Genomic DNA, 17,392 nt, shown 5'->3' on the forward strand with positions numbered 1-17,392 from the left:
CACCCTCGCGTCTCCCCCCGGTGGAGACTCAAGCACCATCCGAGCCGGCAAGGAACGCCGCGACCGTCGTGGCGAACGCCTCGGCGTCGTCGAGCCATGGGTAGTGCCCGGCGTCCGGCTGAACCACCAGCTCAGCACCGGGAATCAGCTCGGCGAACCGGGCCACCAGGCCCGGCGGTGCGGCCAGGTCGACCGCACCGGCGAGCAGCAGCACCGGGCCTCGATGTGCGGCGAGCGCCGCACGAGTGGCCGGCGGATCGAAGGCGCCTTCGGAGCTGAAGATCCTAGCCAGCTCGTCGTTGCGCTGGTCGGATTCGGCGGCCTGGTAGACCTGAGCGGCCGAGTCCCATCGGCCGTACAGGAACGGCGCGATCTCCTGCATGGAGCCGGGGCCGGCTCGACCTGAGACGACGGACTCCAACGCCGCGGCTGCCACCGGAAACCACGGCTCGCCGGCCCGGGCCCGGGTGACCTCCTGGCGCTGCGCGGCGGTCACCTTCAGCCCGACCGCTCGGATGCTCGGGTTGACCAGCGCGAGTCGGCCCACCCGATCGGGGTGCCGGGTCAGGTATTGCAGAGCCAGGTTGGCGCCGGCGGAATGCCCGAGCAGATCAAGCCGGTCGAGGCCCAGGTGTCCGCGTAGCGCCTCCACATCATCGACCATGCGGTCGCAGCGGCAGGTCGAGACGTCCGCCGGGACCGCCGAGCGGCCGGTGCCCCTCAGATCGAGGATGACCAGCGTTCGGTCCGCGCCCAGACCGCCAAGGTCACCGAGGTACGTGGAATCGCGCATCGGCCCGCCCGGCAGGCAGACCAGTGGGTCTCCATCCCCAACGGTCTGGTATGCGAGTGTGGTCCCGTCGATCGCGTCGAAAGTGGTGATCATCGGTCAGCGGACCCGCTCGTGCCGGAGCAGCACCACGCCGTTGCCGAAGACGCGGCTCTCCACGAGTCGCAGGCCAGTCGGGGCGTCCGCCTCGGGAAAGAGTCGGCGGCCCCGACCGACCAGCACCGGGTGGACGTAGATCCGGTACTCGTCGATCAGGTCGTGCCGGGCGAACGTCGCGGCCAGGTCGGCCCCACCGAGCGCCAGGTCGCCGCCCGGCTCGGCGGTGAGCCTGCGGACCTGCTCGACGTCGACCTCGCGCATCACTGTCGCGTTCCAGTCGGCGTGGTCGAGCGTGCGTGAGTAGACGATCTTCGGCATGTCCCGCCAGATGTGGGCGAACTCGCGCTCCGGGCCGCTGGCGGTCGGGTCCTGATCGGCGGTCGGCCAGTAGGCGGCCATCAGCTCGTGGCTGACCCGGCCGCTGAGGAACCCGCCCATCGGGGCGATCACATCATTGAAGTGCTGGTGCAACTCCTCGTCGACCTGGTGCCAGCCGATGTCGCCACCCGAGCCCTCGAAGAACCCGTCCAACGACAGGCTCATCTGCACAACGATCTTCCGCATCGCGTCCCCTCCGTATGCGTCGATGGGTGTCGAAACCGATCGTCGTCGGACCGTACGACGAAACGACCGCCCGCCGCGACGACGCCCGGGGCATGTCGCGTATCCAGGCGGCGGAGAGGCCGACCACGAACCGTCCCTAGACTGCTGCGGTGACCGGAGAGCGACGACCCCTGGCCGACCGGCCGCTCACCGAGCCGCACCCGTCCCGGTTGCCGTCCGACCATCCCGACCGGGCCCGGATCCTCGCCGCGCACACCGCCGCGCTGGCTGCCGGCGAGGCCGGCTACCTCGACCCGGCGAGCGGGCTGTTCGTGCTCAGTGCCGCTTTCCTGGCCCGCCGGGGCACGTGCTGCGGGCGCGGCTGCCGGCACTGCCCGTACCTGGATGATCCACCGTCGGAATAGGCGTCAGCGGGGGCTTTCGCCCGACACCGACACCCCGTACGGTGTCCGACGGACATCCGGCGGGCGCCTTCCGCCGTCGGTCGGGGAGAGGGTGGAACGTGCGCGGTCGGATCGTGGTCGCCGGGCTGGCCGGACTGCTGGTGAGCGGCTGCGCCGACGAGGCGGAACCGGTGGCGGTGCCGCCGCCGGTGCCGATCACGGTGGAGGTGGCGGCGGCCTCCTCGGGCGGCGCCTGCCGTCTGCTGGACTTCACCGAGATCGAGCAGGTGGTGAAGGTCCGCTTCGACGTGGCGGCGGCCAGTGAACAGGGCGACACCCACACCTGTGTGGTCCGGGCCGCGGGTGCGACCCTGCCGGAGCTGACGCTCAGCGTGACCGAGACCACGATCGACAAGACCAGCTTCGGCGCGGACGTGGTGCCGGACAAGGCGGCGAAGGTCACCGGGCTGGGTCAGCAGGCGTACAAGCGGACCACCGCCGCGGCGAGCGGGCGCGGGCCGGTCGCCGAGGTGGGCTGGCTGGCCGGCGACGGGCGGCTGGCCACGGTGAGTTGGACCGCCGCCCGTGGCAGTGAGCGCTCGACGGTGGAGAAGCTGACCGGCGACCTGGCCGCGCTGGCGAAAAAGGTGGACACCCGGGCGCTGTGACGCCCGGGTGTCCGGTTGCTCAGTTGGCGGCGACGAAGACCCGGGAGGCGACCTCGCGGGGCAGCCGTACCCGGTCGCCCGAGCGGTCGATCGACACCCCGTCGCGCTCCTGGGCCACGGTCACCGTGGCGCCCGGGTCGACACCGGCGGCGTGCAGCTGGCGCAACACGTCGGCGTCCTTCTGCACGCTCTCGCAGATCCGGCGCACCACGACCGGCCCGGAGAGGCCGGGGAAGGCCAGGTTGCGCTCGCCCTCGGCGACGTCGGTGGTCTCCGCCGCCGGGGAACCCAGCTCCTGAAGCCCAGGGATCGGGTTGCCGTACGGGGAACGGGTCGGGCGGTTGAGCAGGTCGTAGACCCGCTTCTCCACCGCGTCGCTCATCACGTGCTCCCAGCGGCAGGCCTCCTCGTGGGCCTCCTCGTAGGGCATCCCGATGACGTTGACCAGCAGCAGCTCGGCGAGGCGGTGCTTGCGCATCACCGACACGGCGCTGCCGCGACCCTGGGCGGTGAGCGTCAGGTGCCGGTCACCCTCGACGGTGAGCAGGCCGTCGCGCTCCATCCGGGCGACGGTCTGGCTCACGGTGGGGCCACTCTGCTGTAGCCGTTCGGCGATCCGGGCACGCAGCGGCGGCACCCCCTCCTCTTCCAACTCAAGGATGGTGCGCAGGTACATTTCGGTCGTGTCGACCAGGTCGTGAGACTTCATAAGGTCAGCGGCCCTCCGGTGCACGATGTTACCTCGGTGAACGCCGGGCGACCGCCGCCGAACCGCGTGCCGTCTACGCGAATGGTGTTGGATGGTCGCCATGTCCGGTACCCAGGAGCCGTTGGTCGAGGTCGATCGGCTCGTCGCCGAACTCGACCAGGCCGATCCGCCCACCCTGCTCGACGTCCGCTGGCGGCTCATCGGCCCGCCCGGCCGCGACGACTACCTCACCGGCCACCTGCCCGGCGCGGTCTTCGTCGACCTGGACACGGCGCTCTGTGGGGCGCCCGGCGCCGGCGGTCGGCACCCCCTGCCCGACCCGGCCGCGTTGCAGACCGCGCTGCGGGGCGCCGGCGTCCGCGCCGGCCACCCCGTGGTGGTGTACGACGGCGGCGACGGCGTGGCCGCCGCCCGGGCCTGGTGGACGCTGCGCTGGGCGGGGCACCGCCCGGTGCGCCTGCTGCACGGCGGCTACCCGGCCTGGGTCGCCGCCGGTCGGCCCGTCTCCACCGACGCGCCCGCCCCACCCGCCGGTGATGTCGTGGTGCGCCCCGGTGACCTCCCGGTGCTCGACGCGGGGCAGGCCGCCGCGCTGGCCGCCGCGGATGACGCGGTGCTGCTGGACGTGCGGACGGCGCCGCGCTACCGGGGTGAGGTCGAGCCAATCGACCCGGTCGCCGGGCACGTGCCGGGAGCGGCGAACCTGCCCGCCGGGGAGTACGTCGGACCGGACGGCCGGTTCCTGGCCGCCGAGGTGTTGAGCGAGCGGTTCGCCGCCGCCGGGGTGACCGAGGGGCGGGCCGTCGGGGCGTACTGCGGCTCGGGGGTGACCGCCGCGCAGGCGGTGCTCGCGCTGCACCTGGCCGGCCGCACGGACGCCGCGCTCTACGTTGGATCCTGGAGCAACTGGGTGGCCGACCCCGCCCGGCCGGTCGCCTCCGGGTCGACACCCGGCCGCTGACCAGCGCGTGCGGTGGGCTGGCGCCGGTCGTCGTGCGACGATGGGCTCATGTCCGACGACACGGTGGTGGTGTGGGACGAGTCGCTGCTCGCCTACGACATGGGTGACCATCCACTCGACCCGGTCCGGGTGGAGCTGACCATCGCGCTCGCCCGCGAGCTGGGCATCCTGGATCGGCCAGGGGTGCGCGTGGTCAAGCCGGAGCCCGCCGACGATGCCCTGCTCACCCGGGTGCACGCGCCGGCCTATCTCGCCGCGGTGCGCAACGCGCCGCGTGACCCGCTCTTCGCCGGGTACGGGCTGGGCACCTCCGACAACCCGGTGTTCGAGGGGATGCACGAGTCCAGTGCGCTCATCGCCGGCGCGACGGTGGCCGCCGCCGAGGCGGTCTGGCGCGGCGACGCTCGGCGGGCGGTGAACGTGGCCGGTGGGCTGCACCACGCGATGTCCGCCCGAGCCTCCGGCTTCTGCGTCTACAACGACCCGGCGGTGGCCATCGCCCGCCTGCTCGACCTGGGCGCCGAGCGGGTCGCGTACGTGGACGTCGACGTGCACCACGGCGACGGGGTGCAGCAGATCTTCTGGGACGACCCCCGGGTGCTCACGGTCAGCGTGCACGAGACCCCGCTGGCGCTCTTCCCGGGCACGGGTTTCCCGGATGAGACGGGTGGGCCGGGCGCGCAGGGCACCGCGGTCAACATGCCGTTGCCACCGGGTGTCGACGACAGTGGCTGGCAGCGGGCGTTCCACGCGATCGTGCCGTCGGTGCTGCGCGCGTTCCGGCCGCAGGTGCTGGTCAGCCAGTGTGGCGCCGACGGGCACCGGCTGGACCCGCTCGCCGATCTGAACCTGACAGTCGACGGGCAGCGGGCCACCTACCTGGCGATGCGGGCGCTCGCCGACGAGTTGTGCGACGGCCGGTGGGTGGCCACCGGCGGCGGCGGGTACGCGCTCGTCGAGGTGGTGCCCCGGGCCTGGAGTCACCTGCTGGCCGTGGCCACCGGTGACCCGATCGACCCGGCCACGCTCACCCCACCCGGATGGCGGGACCTGGTCGCCTCCCGCCGTCTGGGTCGGGAGGTGCCGCTGCGGATGACCGACGACGCCGACCCGTCGTACGAGCCGTGGCAGCCGACCGGCGAGCCGAACGCGGTGGACCGGGCGATCGCGGCCACCCGCAAGACGGTCTTCCCGCTGCTCGGGCTCGACCCGCACGATCCGCGGGACTGAGCCGGGCCGGGGGAGGGCCGTTCCGGTGACGACCGTGGACCAGCCGGTCGACGTGCTGCTCAGCGATGGCAGCACGGTCCAGTTGCGACCGATCGACCCGGCCGACGCGCCGGGCATCGTGGCGATGCACAGCCGGTTCTCCGAGCGCACCCGCTATCTGCGGTACTTCTCGCCGTACCCGCGCATCCCGGAACGGGACCTGATCCGTTTCGTCACCGTGGACCACCACGACCGGGAGGCGTTCGTGGTGCTGGCCGCCGACCAGATCGTCGCGGTCGGCCGGTACGAGCGGCTCGGCCCGCAGGCTCCGGAGGCGGAGGTGGCCTTCGTGGTGGAGGACGCCTACCAGGGTCGGGGCATCGGCTCGGTGCTGATGGAGCACCTGGCCGACGCGGCCCGCCGCAACGACATCATGAGCTTCGTCGCGGAGGTGCTGCCGGCCAACGGGACGATGCTGCGGGTCTTCGCCGACTTCGGTTACCAGGTCCAGCGCGAGTACGCCGACGGCGTGGTGCACCTGAGCTTCCCCATCGCGCCCACCGAGGCCAGCCTGGAGGTGCAGCGCGGCCGGGAGCACCGCACCGAGGCCCGCTCGATCGCCCGGCTGCTCGCCCCGCGCGGCATCGTCGTCTACGGCGCCAGCGCCACCGGTCAGGGGGTCGGCGCGGCGGTGCTCGGGCACCTGCGCGACGGCGGGTTCACCGGTGCGGTGGTGCCGGTGCATCCGAGCGCGTCGACCGTGGCGGGCCTGCCCGCGTACCCGTCGGCGGTGGACGCCGGAGTGCCGGTGGACCTGGCGGTGGTGGCGGTCCCGCCGGAGGCGGCGACCGCGGTGGTCGCCGACGCCGCCGCGGCGGGGGTGCACGGCCTGGTGGTCATCTCCGCCGGCTTCGCCGAGGCCGGCGGCGAGGGCGCGGCCACCCAGCGGGCGCTGGTCCGCGCGGCGCACGCCGCCGGGATGCGGGTCGTCGGTCCGAACTGCCTGGGCGTGGCCAACACCGACCCGACGGTACGCCTCAACGCCACCCTCGCCCCGGCGCTGCCGCCGGCCGGCCGGGTCGGCATCTTCAGTCAGTCCGGCGCGTTCGGGGTGGCGCTGCTCGCCGAGGCGGACCGGCGTGGCCTCGGGCTGTCCAGCTTCGTCTCGGCCGGCAACCGGGCCGACGTCTCCGGCAACGACCTGTTGCAGTACTGGCAGGACGACCCCGACACCGATGTGATCATGCTCTACCTGGAGACCTTCGGGAACCCGCGCAAGTTCGCCCGGCTGGCTCGGCGGATCGGGCGGGCCAAACCGGTCGTCGCGCTCGCCTCGCCGGCCCGCCCGCCCGGGGTCGGTGACGCCGCCGGGCCGGACGAGGTCGCGGTGGCCGCGCTCTTCGCCCAGTCCGGGGTGATTCGGGTGGACACCGTGCCGGAGCTGCTCGACGTGGGTGTGCTGCTGGCCAACCAGCCGTTGCCGGCCGGCGGCCGGGTCGGTGTGCTCGGCAACTCCTCGGCCCTCACCGGGCTCGCCGCGACCGCCTGCGTCGGGCACGGCCTCAGCGTGGCCGACGGTTATCCGCGCGACGTCGGGCCGAGCGCCGGTGCCGCCGAGTTCGCCGCCGCTCTCGCCGAGACGGCCGGCGACGAACGGGTGGACGCCCTGGTGGTGGTCTTCGCCCCGCCGCTACCCGGCCAGCTGACCGAGGTGGACGCCGACGTGACCGCCGCGCTGCCGGCCGCCCTGGCGTTGGGCAAACCGACAGTGGCGACGTTCCTGGTCGGTCGGCTGCCGCCGGGGGTGCCGGCGTACGGCGGCGTGGAGGAGGCGGTCCGCGCGCTCGCCCGCGCGCACCGGTACGCCGAGTGGCTCCGCCGCCCGCCCGGGACGGCACCGGAGCTGCCCGGCGTCGATCGGGCTGCCGCGCAGGCCGCGCTCCGGGCCGACGCCACCGACCCGGGCGCGCTGCTGGCTGCGTACGGCATCGACGTGGTGGCCTCGGTGCCCGTCGACTCGGCCGACGCGGCGGTCGAGGCGGCGGCGCGGCTGGGCTTCCCGGTGGCGCTCAAGGCGGCCGCCCCCGGGCTGCGGCACCGGCTCGACCTCGGCGCGGTCCGGCTCGACCTGCCCGACGAGCCGACCCTCCGTCGCGCGTACGCCGACCTGGCGGTGACCTTCGGCGCGGACGCGCTGGTCCAGCCGATGGTCCCGCCCGGGGTGGCCTGCGTGGTGGAGGTGGTGGAAGATCCCGCGTTCGGGCCGGTGGTCGGCTTCGGCCTCGGCGGGGTCGCCACCGAGCTGCTCGGCGACCGGGCCTGGCGGGCGGTGCCGCTGACCGATCGGGACGCGGCCGAACTCATCGACGAGCCCCGGGCGGCGCCGCTGCTGCGCGGGCATCGGGGGGCCGCACCGGTCGACCGGGCGGCCCTGGCCGATCTGCTGCTGCGGGTGGGTCAGCTCGCCGACGAACAGCCCCGGGTGCGATCGCTGACCCTCAACCCGGTGCTCGCCCGCCCGGACGGCATCTCGGTCCTGCACGCCCAGGTAGGCGTGGGCGGCGTGGTCGCCCGCCCGGACACCGGGCCCCGCCGCCTGTGAGGGTGCCCGGTCAGGCCCGGCTGGAGATCTGCTGGACGCCCCAGGTGTTGCCGTCCGGGTCGGCGAAGAAGACGAAGCCGACGTTGTCCAGTGGATCGGGCACCGGCCGGGGGTTCTGACCCACCACCTGGATCTCGCTGACCTCGACACCCCGCCCGACCAACTCCTGGTGGGCTCGCCTCAGGTCGGGCACCACCAGTTGCAGGCCCTTGAGCGAGCCGGGCGGCATCTCCGGGACGACGCCCTTACCGATCACGATCGAGCAGCCGGAGCCGGGCGGGGTCAGCTGGACGATGCGCGCCTCGTCGCTGATCACCGTGTCGTGGTCCACCGTGAAGCCGAGCTGGTCGGCGTAGAACTTTTTCGCCCGGTCCACATCGGAGACCGGCACGATCACCACTTCCAACGTCCAGTTCACCGTTGTTCTCCTCGCGTCGTCGGTCAGCGGGTCGGTGTCCCAGTCAAGCACTCCGACAGCACGGAAGGCCCCGGCGAACCGCCGGGGCCTTCCGTGGGAACCGGGTGCGTCAGCAGGCGTACGCCTCCAGGCGCTGGGCCCGCTCCGGGGCGCGCAGCTTCAGCAGCGTCACCTTCTCGATCTGCCGGATCCGCTCCCGGGACAGGCCGAACTCCCGGCCCACCTCGTCCAGGGTGCGCTGCCGGCCGTCGTCCAGCCCGAACCGGAGCCGGATGACCGCCTGCTCCCGCTGGGACAGGGTGGAGAGCACGATGCTGACCTCGTTGCGCAGCTCGCCCTGGGCGGCGGCGTCGCCCGGCTCGGTGCGCGGGTCCACCGAGGCCACGAAGTCGCCGAGGGCGCTCTCACCGTCGTCGCCGACGGCCTGGTCCAGACTCACCGGCTCCCGGTCGTAGGAGATCAGCTCGATGACCTGGATCTCGGGGATCTCCAGCGCGCGGGCGACCTCGGCCACCGTCGGTTCGCGGCCCAGCGTCACCGCCAGTTCGCGGCGTGCCCGGACCATCCGGTTGACCTGCTCGACCATGTGCACCGGGATGCGGATGGTGCGCGCCTGGTCGGCCATGGCGCGGGTGATGGCCTGTCGGATCCACCAGGTGGCGTACGTGGAGAACTTGTAGCCCTTGGCGTAGTCGAACTTCTCCACGGCCCGGATCAGACCGAGGTTGCCCTCCTGGATCAGGTCGAGAAACGCCATGCCGCGGCCGGTGTAGCGCTTGGCGATGCTGACCACCAGCCGCAGGTTCGCCTCCAACAGGTGGTCCTTGGCCGCCCGACCCTCCGCGACGATCAGCTCCAGGTCGGCCCGCAGCTCCGCGGAGACCGGGGTGCAGGTGGCCAGCTTCTCGTCGGCGAACAGGCCGGCCTCGATGCGCCGGGCCAGGTCGACCTCCTGCGCGGCGGTCAGCAGCTTCGTCCGGCCGATTCCGTTGAGGTAGGCCCGGACCAGGTCGGTGGAGATGCCGCGCTCGTCGGTGGCGTCCAGGTCGACGAGGACCTCGGAGGCATTGTCAGTGTCGGTCGTGGTGGCCGGGCGCGTCCGGTGTTCCGTCATCTGCAGGACCATCTCTGTCTCTCCCCGTTTCCACGTCGGTGCCGTGTTCCCGGCCCAGTGGCGCCGGTGTGAGAACAGCTTGGCGGGCGGGGCGTAAAACGGGAGTGAGGCGATCGGGCACCCGACAGGAAATGCGTCGGATCGCTGGTGCGGTGTGTCGTCGGAGTGTGTGGTTGCCCGCCCCGGCTACGTTGCGGACGGCCGGCCACCTCTGGTCGGCCGGAAACGACAGATGGAGGACGGTGTGGTCTTCAAGCGGCTCATGAAGGCGATGGGCGTCGGCGGCCCGTCGGTGGAGACGGTGCTGGCCGACCCGAACTGCCGCCCGGGCGGCCAGTTGGAGGGCCGCATCCAGGTGATGGGCGGCGACCACCAGGTCGACATCGACCAGGTCGCCCTCGGCCTGGTCACCCGGGTCGAGGTCGAGAGCGGCGACAACGACCACGACACCACTCAGGAGTTCCACCGCCAGCAGGTCACCGGCGCGTTCCGGCTGGAGCCGGGGCAGCGCTACGACATCCCGTTCCGCTTCGACGTGCCGTGGGAGACGCCGGTCACCGAGCTGTACGGGCAGCACCTGCACGGGATGACGATGGGCCTGCGTACCGAGCTGGAGGTCGCCCGCGCGGTCGACAAGGGTGACCTGGACGCCGTGTTGGTACACCCGCTGCCGGCGCAGGAGCGACTGCTGGACGCGTTGCTGCGGCTGGGCTTCCGGTTCGCCCGCGCCGACGTGGAGCGTGGCCACATCTACGGCGTACGCCAGACGTTGCCGTTCTACCAGGAGATCGAGTTCAGCCCGGCGCCGCAGTACGCCCGCTCGATCAACCAGTTGGAGGTCACCTTCATCGCCGACGCGCAGCAGATGCAGGTGGTGCTGGAGGTCGACAAGCGCGGCGGTGTCTTCACCGAGGGCCGGGACGCTTTCGGCCGGTTCACCGTGGACCACGCCACCGCCGACCGCACCGACTGGAGCGCCGAGCTGGACAACTGGCTCCGCCAGTCCCTAACCCGCCGAGGCATCTTCTCCTAACCCCACCCCCGGGCCCACCCGGCCCCACCACCCGCCTCCCCGTCCGTCGATCATGAAGTTATTGCCCGCCGCCTCGGCGTGTCGTGACAATAACTTCATGATCAACCGGGTGAGGGTTAGAGGTCCAGGAGGAGGGTTTGGGGGCCTATGTTGGTGCTCTCCACCAGCATGTGGGTGCGGAAGCGGCCGGTCTCGACCTTGGCTCCTCGTTCGCGCAGGGCGTCGACCACCGCTGTCACCAGTGGTTCGGCGACCTCGGCGGGGGCGGCGGCGGTCCAGCTCGGGCGGCGGCCCTTGCGGACATCGCCGTAGAGGGTGAACTGGCTGACCACCAGGATCGGCGCGCCGGTGTCGGCGGCGGACCGTTCACCGTCCAGGAGGCGCACCTCGTGCACCTTTCGGGCCATCGTCTGAGCGGTCTGCGCGGTGTCGGTGTGGGTCACCCCGAGCAGCACCAGCAGACCGTTCTCGATGGCACCGACCACCTCGCCGTCCACCGTCACGCTGGCCCGCCCGACGGTCTGCACCACCGCACGCATCAGGCGCTCACCGGCTCGATGAAGCCGCGCTCCACCAGGTGCGCCACGATCGGGCCGGCGGCCTCGGCCATCTCGTCAGGCTCGACATCGTGCGCGGCGGCGAGCAGGGCGAGCTGGTCGCGCAGCGGCAGCCGGCCGTCGGCGCCACCGACCAGCGCCAGCACCAGCGGGTCGATCTCCTCGGTCCAGCGCAGGCCGTGCGGCATCGCGAGGACCTGCCGATCCACCCCCCAACCCTCGTCGCCCATGGTGGCCTCCTGTCGCAGCTGGAGGCCCTCGGCGGCCCGGTAGCGCTCGGCGAGCAACGCCTCGGTGTCGCGTACCCGGAGAAAGTCCCGGCGGTCGAACCAGGCGGCGACCTGGTCGCCCAGCGGCGGCTGCACCCGCTGGCGCAGGTCCTCCACCCGGACGACCGGGTCGGCGTGCCCGCTCCGGCGCAGCGACACGATGCCGAAGCCGATCCCCTCCACCTTGTGCGCGTCGAACCAGTCCAGCCAGGCGGCCATCCGCTGCGGGTCGGCGGTCTCGCCGACGTCGGTGAGCCACAGGTCGACGTACGCCATCGGGTCGGCCACCTCGCGCTGGATCACCCAGGCGTCCAGGCCGGTACCCGCGAACCAGCCGGCCACCCGCTCGTCCCACTCCTCGCCGGCGACGTGCACCCAGTTCGCCAGGTACTGCATGGTGCCGCCCTCGGTGAGCAGACCCGGGGCGGCCGCGGCCAGTTCGGCGCCGATCGCGTCACCGACCCGGCCGGAGTCGCGGTAGACGTGCGTGGTGGTGCCCGGGCCGACCACGAACGGCGGGTTGCTCACCACCAGGTCGAACCGCCGACCGGCGACCGGGGCGACCAGGTCGCCGCGGAGCAGCTCCCAGTCCTGGCCGTTGAGGGCGGCGGTGGTCGCGGCGAAGCGCAGCGCCCGCTCGGAGAGGTCGGTGGCGGTCACCGACCGGGCGTGGGTGGACAGGTGCAGGGCCTGGACGCCGGAGCCGGTGCCCAGATCCAGTGCGGTGTCGACCGGCCGGCGCATGGTCGCGCCGATCAGCGTGTGGGTCGCCCCACCAATGCCGAGGACGTGCTCGGCGTGCAACGGGCGACCCGGGCGGGCGCTGGCCGGGACGTCGGCCAGCACCCACCAGTCGTCCCCGTACGGCTCCAGGTCGACGCCGGCGCGCAGGCCGGCGCCGTACCGCTCGACCAGCCCGCCGGCCAACGCCTCGTCCAGGCTCAGTGGCGCCAGCGCGGCGGCCACCGCTGCCTCCGGCTCGGTCTGGTCGCAGATGAACACCCGGATCAGGGTGCCCAGCGGGTCGCCGTCCTCGGTGGCGCGCAGCGCGGCCCGGTAGTCGTTGCGGGCGACCGCCGCGGTCGCCGGGGCGCCCAGCCGCTCGGCGATGCCGTGGCTGGTGAAACCGGTCCGGGTCAGCGCTGTCCGCAGCGCGTCGACGCCGGCAGGGGAGAGCAGCATGTCGTGTTCGTCCACCCCGACATCCTGCCTGCCGTCGCGTCCCGGGTCAGCGTCACCCGCCGGTTGGTGTCGGGGCGTCGGTGTCCGCCCGGATCGGTGTGCCAGGCAGGATGGTCCGCATGACGCTTGTGCTGCCCATCGACCCGGAGGCCAATCGGCTGTTGGAACGCAGCCCGCTGGCTCTGCTCCTCGGCATGGTCCTCGACCAGCAGGTGCCGATGGAGAAGGCGTTCTCGTCGCCGTACGTGCTGGAGCAGCGGCTGGGCCATGAGCTGGACGCGGCGGAGCTGGCCGGGTACGACCCGGAGGCCCTGGTCGCGCTCTTCGCCCAGCCGCCCGCGCTGCACCGGTTTCCGAAGGCGATGGCGGCCCGGGTGCAGGAGGTCTGCCAGGTGCTGGTGGAGCGCTACGACGGTGACGCGGCGCTGCTCTGGGCCGAGGTCGCGGACGGGCCGGAGCTGCTGCGCCGAGTCTCCGCGCTGCCCGGCTTCGGCAAGCAGAAGGCCCAGATCTTCGTGGCCCTGCTCGGCAAGCGGTTCGGGGTGACCCCGCAGGACTGGCGGAAGGCGGCCGGAGACTACGGCGACCCGGGCGCGTACCGGTCGGTGGCCGACGTCACCGACGCCGATTCGCTGCGTCGAGTGCGGGAGTTCAAACAGCAGATGAAGGCGGCAGCCAAGGCGAAGACCAGCGGCGGTTGACCCGACCGACCTGACGAGGGTTGCCGCTCAGGCGGCGGTGGGGTGCGCCAGCGAGGCCAGCGCGCGCCGGACGTCGGCCAGCGAGACGGTCGCCGAGTCGTCCAGGTCGGCCAGGCCGGCCTCGATCCACTGGCGCATCAGCGTGGTGACCCCGATGCCCCGGGCGTCGGCGGCGGCGCGGACCCGCTCGTAGGTGTCCAGCGGCAGCCGCACCGAGCGGCTCACCATCGGCACGTCGCTGTCCGGGGTGGGCAGCTCCGCCGCCGGGCTCTCGTCGATCAGCTCGGCGATCTGGTCGCCGCCGCCGTGGAACTGCTTGGTCGCGTCGTTACGGTGCATCGTCACGGCCTCCTCATCTACCGAGATCTCCGCACGGCCTCGTCGTAGCGCTTGGACTCGACGTCGCTCAGCTCGCGGGCGGAGAGGATGTCCCAGTCGTTGTCGGTGCCATCGGCCTCGGCGAGCAGCACCGCCAGCCGACGGCCCCGACGGGCGGCGGCGTAGACCACCATCACGTCGTCACCCAGATGCCGGATGACCCGTCGGGCGCTGTGCAGCGCCTCCCAGACTTCCCCGGGTGTGACGTCGTAGACCCTCAGGTTGGCCAACGCCTCGTCGGTGAAGCTGAACCTGCTGCCCACATCGCGGAGCGTACCACGTGTGTAACACGCGACGGGATGAGTCGAATTTCGCTGATCACGGGCCTGCGGTGACAGGATGAGGCGTAACCCCCTTGAGGAGGTCCATGGTGAAGCGTCAGGCGTACCAGCCGATTCTGATCACCGACGCCTCGCGCAGCCAGGACGATCAGCTCAACAGTCGCCAGCGCCGATATGTCCTGATGATGGGCATCCGGGTGCTGTGCATCATCGTCGGCGCGATCCTGGTCGGTGCGAACGCCCCACTGCTCTGGCTCTGGCTGCCGCTGTGCGGCCTCGGCATGGTGCTCATCCCCTGGCTGGCCGTGCTGCTGGCCAACGACCGGCCGCCGAAGGAAGAGCACCGGCTGGCCAACCGGTTCCACCCCCGCCAACAGGACGACACCCCGCCGATGAGCCTCACCGCCGAGGAGCGCTCGCACAAGGTCATCGACGTCGAACCCTGACCCGCGAACGGGCCAGGGTTCGACCGTCACGGCCGCGCGGTGCCCGGTGGCCGAACCCCGGCCGCTACGGCTGTGGCCGTGCGCCGGCCGTGGAGACGGCCAGCGCGCCCAGGTCGGTGGCGCGGCTCAGCGCCGCGGCCGGGGTGGCGCCGGCGAGCCACGCGGTGAGCAGGCCGGCCGCGAAGGCGTCGCCCGCGCCCGTGACGTCCACCACCGCGACCCGTCGGGCCGGAGCCACGCAGACCGGCGTGGTGCGGTCGACCCAGACCGCGCCGGCCGCGCCGCCCTTGACCACGACCCGCCGAGCCGTCGCCGACAGCACCCGCCCCTGCGCCGCCGGGTCCAGCCCGCCGGCCAGCACCGTGGCCTCGTCCGCGTTGACCAGAAGCAGGTCGATGTCGCGTACCCAACTCAGGAACGCCGCCGCGCCGACCCGCCGCAGCGGCGCCGCGGAGGCCGCGTCGACGCTGGTGGTGAGCCCGCGCTCGCGGGCGGCGGCCAACGCCCGCAGCCCCGCGCCGCGCGACTCGGCGTCCAACAGGGTGTACGCGGACAGGTGCAGATGCCCCGCGCCGGGCGCCGCCGCGAGGGCCTGCTCGACGTGCGCGGCGCTCAGCCGCAGGTTCGCGCCACGCTGGCTGACCATGGTGCGCTCGTCGTCGGCGGCCAACACGATGACCGTGCCGGTCGGTGCGCCCTCGACCCGCTCGATCGCGCAGTCGATGCCCGCCCGTTCCAGCTCGGCCACCCGGTCCCGCCCGGCGTTGTCGTTCCCGACGGCGCCGACGAGCGTGACGTCCACCCGCTGCGCGGCGACCCAGGCGGCGGTGTTGGCCGCCTGACCGCCGCCGCCGAGACTGATCTCGGCCCCGGTGTCCGAGCCGGCCGCGAGCGGCCCGGACAGCACGGCGACCACATCGGTGATCACGTCCCCGACGACGACCATCCGGGCCGGTCGGGTCATGCCGGAACGGCGGTGATGCGGGCCGCCGAGGCGACCGCGATCCGCGCGGCCAGCTCGGCGTTGCGCAGGATGATCCGCACGTTCACCGCCAGGCTCGCGCCCTCGGTGGCCGAGTGGAAGTGCGCGAGCAGGTATGGGGTGACGGCCTTTCCGGTGATCCCGTCCCGCTCCAACAGGGCCAGGCCCTGGGTGAGCGTCCGGTCGTGCAGCTCCGGGTCGAGCTGTTCGTCGACCGGCAGCGGGTTGGCGATGAGCAGCCCGCCGGTGTGCACGGCGTGCTCGTCCCGGGCGGCGAGCACGGCGGCGACCTGCTCCGGGGAGTCCACCGACCAGTCCAGGTCGAAGCCGGCATCGGTGAGGTAGAAGCCGGGGAACCGCCGGGTGCGGTAACCGACCACCGCGACACCCAGGGTTTCCAGGCGCTCCAGCGTCGCGCCCACGTCGAGGATCGACTTGACCCCGGCGCAGACCACCGCGATCGGGGTCTGCGCCAGGGTGACCAGGTCCGCCGACTCGTCGAAGGTCTGCGCGGCCTCCCGGTGCACCCCACCCAGCCCGCCGGTGGCGAACACGCCGATGCCGGCGGCGGCGGCCACCGCGCTCGTCGCGGCCACGGTGGTCGCGCCGTCCGCGCCGGTCGCGGCGGCCACCGCGAGGTCGCGCACGGAGAGCTTGGTCACGCCGTCGACCGTGGCCAGCCGGGTCAGCTGGGCGTCGTCCAGGCCGACCACCAGCTCGCCGGCGATCATGCCGATCGTCGCCGGAACGGCCCCGGCGTCCCGAACCGTCCGCTCGATCTCCCTGGCCACCCGCAGGTTCTCCGGTCGGGGCAGACCGTGCGAGACGATGGTGCTCTCCAGGGCGACGACGGGCCGGCCGTCGCGCAGGGCTTCGGCGACCTCGGTGCCGTAGCTGAGGTGAAAGTCAGTCACACGGGCACCGTACGGGGTGGGCACTCGGCCGGCCTCAAGTGGACCCGGCCGTGATGACCTGCCAAACTTGTCGGTTGGAGGTGCAGACGTGAGCACAGAGGTTCTCGAGCGTCCGGAGCTGAAGGACGCCGATACCGGTCCCGAGATGTTCCACTACGTCCGCAAGGAGAAGATCGCCGAGAGCGCCGTCATGGGCACTTTCGTCGTCGCTCTCTGCGGCGAGACCTTCCCGGTCACCAAGGCGGCCAAGCCGGGTTCGCCGGTCTGCCCCAAGTGCAAGGAGATCTACGACTCGTACCGTGAGTGAACCTCGGCCGGTGCTCCGGCCGGCGACGTAGCCTGCGGCGGTGACCACCTCCACCGCCCTGCTCCTCGCCGACCTGGCCGGGGTGGCGGTGTTCGCCGCGTCCGGGGCCTCGGCGGCGGTGGCCAAGCGACTGGACCTGTTCGGCGTCGCGTTCGTCGGCTTCGTGGCCGCCCTCGGCGGTGGGATCTTCCGCGACCTGGTCATCGACGAGGTGCCGCCGCTGGCCTTCGCCGACTGGCGGTACGCGGCCACCGCCGCGATCACCGCGCTCGCCGTCTTCTGGCTGCACCCGCAACTGGCCCGACTCCGCACGACAGTCCTGGTGCTGGACGCGGCCGGCCTGGGGCTGTTCACCGTCACCGGCACGCTCAAGGCGCTCGACGCCCGGGTGCCGGCGGTCGGGGCCTGCCTGATCGGCATGCTCACCGCGATCGGCGGCGGGCTCGGCCGAGACCTGCTCACCGCCGAGATCCCGGTCGTACTGCGCCGGGAGATCTACGCGCTGGCCGCGCTGGCCGGTTCGGTCCTGGTGGTGCTGCTGTACGTCACCGGGCAGACCGGGCCCGCGCCGCTCACCGCCGCCGCCGTCCTGGTCTTCGGGCTGCGCCTGATCGCGCTGCGTCGACGCTGGTCCGCGCCGGTGGCCACGCTGCGCCCACCGCGTGCCGGTGGGGCGGATCCACGCACCGACCGGGAGTGGTGACGCGGTCGCGCCGCCGTTCGGTTGGGCGCGGGATTGTGACCAGCGTGGCGTCGCCTGGGCCCGGCGGCCGGAGCTGGTTATGCTGAGTCGGCCTTCGCGGCAGCTTCTGCGCGGAGGCGTTT

The 17,392-nt window shown here is 72.9% G+C and carries 21 protein-coding genes; 10 read left to right on the forward strand and 11 right to left on the reverse strand.

Features of this window, described 5'->3' with window-relative positions:
• Positions 1 to 28 precede the first annotated feature (28 nt).
• On the reverse strand, positions 29 to 886 hold the full coding sequence (locus AC5L30_RS16120) for an alpha/beta fold hydrolase (RefSeq protein WP_494868134.1): 858 nt from the start codon (positions 884 to 886) through the stop codon (positions 29 to 31).
• Positions 887 to 889: 3 nt separating this feature from the next.
• The gene (locus tag AC5L30_RS16125) at positions 890 to 1,453 is read right to left on the reverse strand and encodes a dihydrofolate reductase family protein (RefSeq protein WP_494868135.1); all 564 of its coding nucleotides are present in this window, start codon (positions 1,451 to 1,453) and stop codon (positions 890 to 892) included.
• Between the two features lie 149 nt (positions 1,454 to 1,602).
• Between AC5L30_RS16125 and AC5L30_RS16130 the strand changes: the two genes are divergently transcribed.
• Entirely contained in the window at positions 1,603 to 1,857 is a 255-nt protein-coding gene (locus AC5L30_RS16130) for a DUF5522 domain-containing protein (RefSeq protein WP_494868136.1), read from the forward strand.
• 98 nt (positions 1,858 to 1,955) lie between these two features.
• A complete protein-coding gene (locus AC5L30_RS16135; protein ID WP_494868137.1) occupies positions 1,956 to 2,504 on the forward strand; it encodes a hypothetical protein in 549 nt (182 codons plus the stop codon).
• Positions 2,505 to 2,523: 19 nt separating this feature from the next.
• Here the strand turns inward: AC5L30_RS16135 and AC5L30_RS16140 are convergent, their stop codons facing one another.
• Positions 2,524 to 3,213 (reverse strand): iron-dependent transcriptional repressor DtxR, encoded by a 690-nt coding sequence (locus tag AC5L30_RS16140; protein ID WP_433267982.1) that lies wholly within the window; start codon positions 3,211 to 3,213, stop codon positions 2,524 to 2,526.
• Positions 3,214 to 3,313: 100 nt separating this feature from the next.
• Between AC5L30_RS16140 and AC5L30_RS16145 the strand changes: the two genes are divergently transcribed.
• From AC5L30_RS16145 to AC5L30_RS16155, 3 genes are read left to right on the forward strand one after another with little or no spacing between them, the layout of a single operon-like run.
• On the forward strand, positions 3,314 to 4,174 hold the full coding sequence (locus AC5L30_RS16145; protein ID WP_494868138.1) for a sulfurtransferase: 861 nt from the start codon (positions 3,314 to 3,316) through the stop codon (positions 4,172 to 4,174).
• A 48-nt stretch (positions 4,175 to 4,222) separates the two neighbouring features.
• Entirely contained in the window at positions 4,223 to 5,404 is a 1,182-nt protein-coding gene (locus AC5L30_RS16150; RefSeq protein ID WP_494868139.1) for an acetoin utilization protein AcuC, read from the forward strand.
• A 25-nt stretch (positions 5,405 to 5,429) separates the two neighbouring features.
• Complete coding sequence (locus AC5L30_RS16155; RefSeq protein ID WP_494868141.1) at positions 5,430 to 7,985, forward strand: bifunctional acetate--CoA ligase family protein/GNAT family N-acetyltransferase; 2,556 nt, start codon at positions 5,430 to 5,432, stop codon at positions 7,983 to 7,985.
• 10 nt (positions 7,986 to 7,995) lie between these two features.
• Here AC5L30_RS16155 and AC5L30_RS16160 read toward each other — a convergent pair whose 3' ends face one another.
• The gene (locus tag AC5L30_RS16160) at positions 7,996 to 8,403 is read right to left on the reverse strand and encodes a VOC family protein (RefSeq protein WP_494868283.1); all 408 of its coding nucleotides are present in this window, start codon (positions 8,401 to 8,403) and stop codon (positions 7,996 to 7,998) included.
• A gap of 109 nt (positions 8,404 to 8,512) precedes the next feature.
• Positions 8,513 to 9,529 (reverse strand): RNA polymerase sigma factor SigB, encoded by a 1,017-nt coding sequence (gene sigB, locus AC5L30_RS16165; protein ID WP_494868142.1) that lies wholly within the window; start codon positions 9,527 to 9,529, stop codon positions 8,513 to 8,515.
• Between the two features lie 232 nt (positions 9,530 to 9,761).
• On the opposite strand from sigB, the gene AC5L30_RS16170 reads away from it, so the two are divergent.
• On the forward strand, positions 9,762 to 10,550 hold the full coding sequence (locus AC5L30_RS16170; protein WP_494868284.1) for a sporulation protein: 789 nt from the start codon (positions 9,762 to 9,764) through the stop codon (positions 10,548 to 10,550).
• A gap of 116 nt (positions 10,551 to 10,666) precedes the next feature.
• Here AC5L30_RS16170 and dtd read toward each other — a convergent pair whose 3' ends face one another.
• Both dtd and AC5L30_RS16180 read right to left on the reverse strand, forming a co-directional pair.
• A complete protein-coding gene (dtd, locus tag AC5L30_RS16175; RefSeq protein ID WP_494868143.1) occupies positions 10,667 to 11,089 on the reverse strand; it encodes a D-aminoacyl-tRNA deacylase in 423 nt (140 codons plus the stop codon).
• Positions 11,089 to 12,573: a DUF7782 domain-containing protein gene (locus AC5L30_RS16180; protein ID WP_494868144.1), complete on the reverse strand. Its 1,485-nt coding sequence runs from the start codon at positions 12,571 to 12,573 to the stop codon at positions 11,089 to 11,091. Before AC5L30_RS16180 ends, dtd begins: the two co-directional genes overlap by 1 nt.
• A gap of 95 nt (positions 12,574 to 12,668) precedes the next feature.
• Between AC5L30_RS16180 and AC5L30_RS16185 the strand changes: the two genes are divergently transcribed.
• Positions 12,669 to 13,259, forward strand: coding sequence for an HhH-GPD-type base excision DNA repair protein (locus AC5L30_RS16185; protein WP_494868145.1), 591 nt, complete (start codon positions 12,669 to 12,671; stop codon positions 13,257 to 13,259).
• A 27-nt stretch (positions 13,260 to 13,286) separates the two neighbouring features.
• Here AC5L30_RS16185 and AC5L30_RS16190 read toward each other — a convergent pair whose 3' ends face one another.
• Together AC5L30_RS16190 and AC5L30_RS16195 are read right to left on the reverse strand one after the other, a co-directional pair.
• Positions 13,287 to 13,598, reverse strand: coding sequence for a hypothetical protein (locus AC5L30_RS16190; RefSeq protein ID WP_494868147.1), 312 nt, complete (start codon positions 13,596 to 13,598; stop codon positions 13,287 to 13,289).
• A gap of 17 nt (positions 13,599 to 13,615) precedes the next feature.
• A complete protein-coding gene (locus AC5L30_RS16195; RefSeq protein ID WP_030489374.1) occupies positions 13,616 to 13,900 on the reverse strand; it encodes a hypothetical protein in 285 nt (94 codons plus the stop codon).
• Between the two features lie 104 nt (positions 13,901 to 14,004).
• Between AC5L30_RS16195 and AC5L30_RS16200 the strand changes: the two genes are divergently transcribed.
• Complete coding sequence (locus AC5L30_RS16200) at positions 14,005 to 14,364, forward strand: DUF3099 domain-containing protein (RefSeq protein WP_494868148.1); 360 nt, start codon at positions 14,005 to 14,007, stop codon at positions 14,362 to 14,364.
• Between the two features lie 64 nt (positions 14,365 to 14,428).
• Here AC5L30_RS16200 and AC5L30_RS16205 read toward each other — a convergent pair whose 3' ends face one another.
• Together AC5L30_RS16205 and AC5L30_RS16210 are read right to left on the reverse strand one after the other, a co-directional pair.
• Positions 14,429 to 15,328 carry a carbohydrate kinase family protein gene (locus AC5L30_RS16205; RefSeq protein WP_494868149.1) on the reverse strand — a complete coding sequence of 300 codons (900 nt, stop codon included), beginning with the start codon at positions 15,326 to 15,328 and terminating at the stop codon, positions 14,429 to 14,431.
• Positions 15,325 to 16,260, reverse strand: coding sequence for a pseudouridine-5'-phosphate glycosidase (locus tag AC5L30_RS16210; RefSeq protein ID WP_494868150.1), 936 nt, complete (start codon positions 16,258 to 16,260; stop codon positions 15,325 to 15,327). Before AC5L30_RS16210 ends, AC5L30_RS16205 begins: the two co-directional genes overlap by 4 nt.
• Positions 16,261 to 16,348: 88 nt before the next feature.
• Between AC5L30_RS16210 and AC5L30_RS16215 the strand changes: the two genes are divergently transcribed.
• Both AC5L30_RS16215 and AC5L30_RS16220 read left to right on the forward strand, forming a co-directional pair.
• Positions 16,349 to 16,567 (forward strand): DUF3039 domain-containing protein, encoded by a 219-nt coding sequence (locus tag AC5L30_RS16215; protein ID WP_007456912.1) that lies wholly within the window; start codon positions 16,349 to 16,351, stop codon positions 16,565 to 16,567.
• 40 nt (positions 16,568 to 16,607) lie between these two features.
• Positions 16,608 to 17,270 (forward strand): trimeric intracellular cation channel family protein, encoded by a 663-nt coding sequence (locus AC5L30_RS16220; protein ID WP_494868151.1) that lies wholly within the window; start codon positions 16,608 to 16,610, stop codon positions 17,268 to 17,270.
• Positions 17,271 to 17,392: the final 122 nt, after the last annotated feature.

Source organism: Micromonospora sp. BQ32, assembly GCF_059358895.1.